The 2,616-nt window shown below is 66.3% G+C and carries 3 protein-coding genes; 1 reads left to right on the top strand and 2 read right to left on the bottom strand.

Features of this window, described 5'->3' with window-relative positions; translation table 11 throughout:
* Positions 1-269 (bottom strand): bifunctional ornithine acetyltransferase/N-acetylglutamate synthase (locus VGE27_RS01335; protein WP_331047825.1); only part of this gene is annotated, 269 nt, incomplete at its 3' end.
* A gap of 311 nt (positions 270-580) precedes the next feature.
* Here VGE27_RS01335 and VGE27_RS01330 point away from each other — a divergent pair.
* Positions 581-1,111 carry a hypothetical protein gene (locus VGE27_RS01330; protein WP_331047824.1) on the top strand — a complete coding sequence of 177 codons (531 nt, stop codon included), beginning with the start codon at positions 581-583 and terminating at the stop codon, positions 1,109-1,111.
* Positions 1,112-1,201: 90 nt separating this feature from the next.
* On the opposite strand, the gene VGE27_RS01325 is transcribed toward VGE27_RS01330, so the two are convergent.
* Positions 1,202-2,616, bottom strand: a 1,415-nt coding sequence (locus VGE27_RS01325) for an MBL fold metallo-hydrolase (protein WP_331047823.1), incomplete at its 5' end; no start/stop codon positions are given.

Here is a 2,616-nt window from a genome sequence, read left to right as displayed (position 1 = left end):
GCCGCCCCCGTGGCCACATTGCTCACCTTGCTGTTGGCGATGATCGCCCGCAGGGAGCCGCCCGTGCCCGCCTTGATGGTTTCACGCCCCAGAATCACCGGTGCCCCGGGGAAGTGGTTTCGCGTGAACACCGCCGCCGCTGCCGCGTCCACCTCGCTCACGAACAGCGTGAGATCACGGGCGGTGGGCTTGAGGCCCACATTGCGGCTGGCACAACGAAAACCACGCGGAAAGACCGGCGTGGCATGAAAGGGAGAGGTCTCGGACATCCCTCAAAGCTGAAAGAGGCGTGGCAGCCACGCCAGTCGTCCCCTCCACGTGCCTCCTGCCGCCGACCGCCAGGTGATTGGTGGGCTATCTCACGTGGATTTCCAGGAGTTGGCTACCTTAAGCCGCCCTTAACGCGGAGGTGACAAGCCGTATTCCAGAACGCGATTCGTCGCGGAATATTGTGGTGAAGCGTGAAAAATCCGGGACGCGACACGTTCACGTGAAACACACGCCAAAGGGTCCCCGGGGTACACTGCGATCATCGCCCGTCCTGTCGTGGACCTCCTGTTTTCACCAGCCCGGACTGCCAGTGCCTTCACAGCCCTCGCTGCGCCCGTTCGATATCGCGGTTGCCCTGCGCCTTGTCCTCGTTCCTGAGGACCGGTATGAACCGCTCGCCAACGCCTTGGCCACCAGCACCAGTGCCGTGCACCGCGCCGTCGCGCGCCTGCAGCAAGCCGGACTGTGTGGGATGGGAACCCGCACGGTGAACAAGGAAGCCCTGCGCGAGTTCCTCGTGCACGGCGTGCGTTACACCTTCCCTCCGGTGCACGGCCCCGAACGTACCGGTCTGCCAACCGCCGGCGCCCATCCCGCCCTGGCGGAGTCCCTGGGTGAGCAGGCTGGTCCGCGTTTGGTGTGGCCGTCCGAGGGCGGTACGGCACGTGGTGAGTCGCTGACACCACTGTTCACGGGCATGACCCGTGTGGCCCAGCGTGACAGTCGCATGCATGAACTGCTGGCCACTGTTGACCTCCTGCGCGTGGGGTCCGACGAACAGCGCGAAGCCGCCGGCGCCTTGCTGGTGCGCCAGATCATGGGCGACCCGTCGGTCAACTGAACCAAACTGAACCAAGCGGTCGTTGCCAAGACAACAAACCGGGGCTGACGTCAGTGCGACGTCAGCCCCGTTTGCATGCTCCACGTGGCGTCAGACGGTGGCCAGACCCGCAGCGCGCCATCCCTGATAGCCGCCGACCAGATTGACCGCGTCGGTACGACCGGCCCGGTGCAGCAGGCTCGTGGCAATGGCCGACCGTGCGCCCGACTGGCACTGGATGACCACGGGACCCTCCGGGATTTCCGCGATCCGATCCGGCAGTGCGCCGAGCGGAATGTGCTGAGCACCCGGCAGATGGCCACCGCTCCACTCGCTCAATCCACGCACATCCACGATGGGCGGTACGCCCTGACGTGCCGCCAGCTCGGATGACGTGAGTTGTACGACGCGTCCCGGCGCCCGACCACGCGCGGTCCATGCGTCGAGCAGCGCCTCGGCGCCCGCCCAGCCGACGATGCGATCAAACCCGATGGCCGTCAGGTCGTGTGCGGCCTGCGCCACGTCCTCCGGGATCTGCGCCTCGTGTGCCGGCATGGCCGACACCGGCATGGCCGACACCGGCATGGCCGTCAACGGCACGGCCGACAACAGAATCACCTCGGCGCCGATGGGCACCAGCGAGCCCACCCAGTTGCTGAAGCTCCGCACACGGGGCACCGACAGCGTGCGCGGCACATGTGCTTCGGCGAATGCGGAGGCCGCACGCAGGTCGATCACCCAGGTCTCGTTGGACGGGAGTCGGTCGATCACCTGCGACGCGTCCATCGCGTCGAACGGCATGCGCGTGGCCAGGAGCGCAGGACCATCGCGGTTGATGCGCTTCATATCGGCGAAATAGCGTGGCGGCTCGGGCTGCCCAGCCAGCACCTGCTGCACGAACAACTCTTCGTTCGTTTCGGCGACCGCCCAGTTGGCCAGCTTCTCGTAGCCCACCGTGGTGGATGGCACGGCGCCCAGTGCCTTGCCACACGCAGAGCCGGCGCCGTGACCGGGCCATACCTGCAGGTGGTCGGGCAGGGCGCGGAAACGACCAAGCGACCGAAATAGCGTACGAGCTCCGGCTTCCATGGTGTTCGCCACCTTGGCCGCTCGCTCGAGCAGGTCTGGGCGCCCCACATCGCCGACAAACACAAAATCACCTGTCAGGATGCCCATAGGACCGGCCGCACGTGGCGTGTCGGTCACGATGAAGGCCAGATGCTCGGGCGTGTGTCCCGGCGTGTGCAGCACATCGAAGCGGATATTGCCCACCATGATCTGCGCCCCATCGCGGAGCAACGTCGCACTATCTGCAGCGGCATAGGCGTACTGCCAGTCCGTACCACCCTCAGCCGACAAAAACAGTTGCGCGCCGGTCGCCGCACGAAGCTCGCGGGCGCCCGAGACGAAGTCGGCGTGGATGTGTGTTTCGGTGATGTGGGTGATGCGCAGCCCTTCGGCGCGCGCCACCTCGAGGTAGGGCGCAATGTCGCGCAGCGGGTCCACCACAATGGCTTCCCCGGTGG

The organism is Gemmatimonas sp. (assembly GCF_036405635.1).
Taxonomy (GTDB): Bacteria; Gemmatimonadota; Gemmatimonadetes; order Gemmatimonadales; family Gemmatimonadaceae; genus Gemmatimonas.
Note: the sequence above shows the minus strand (reverse complement) of the source record. Positions and strands in the feature narration are given on the sequence as shown.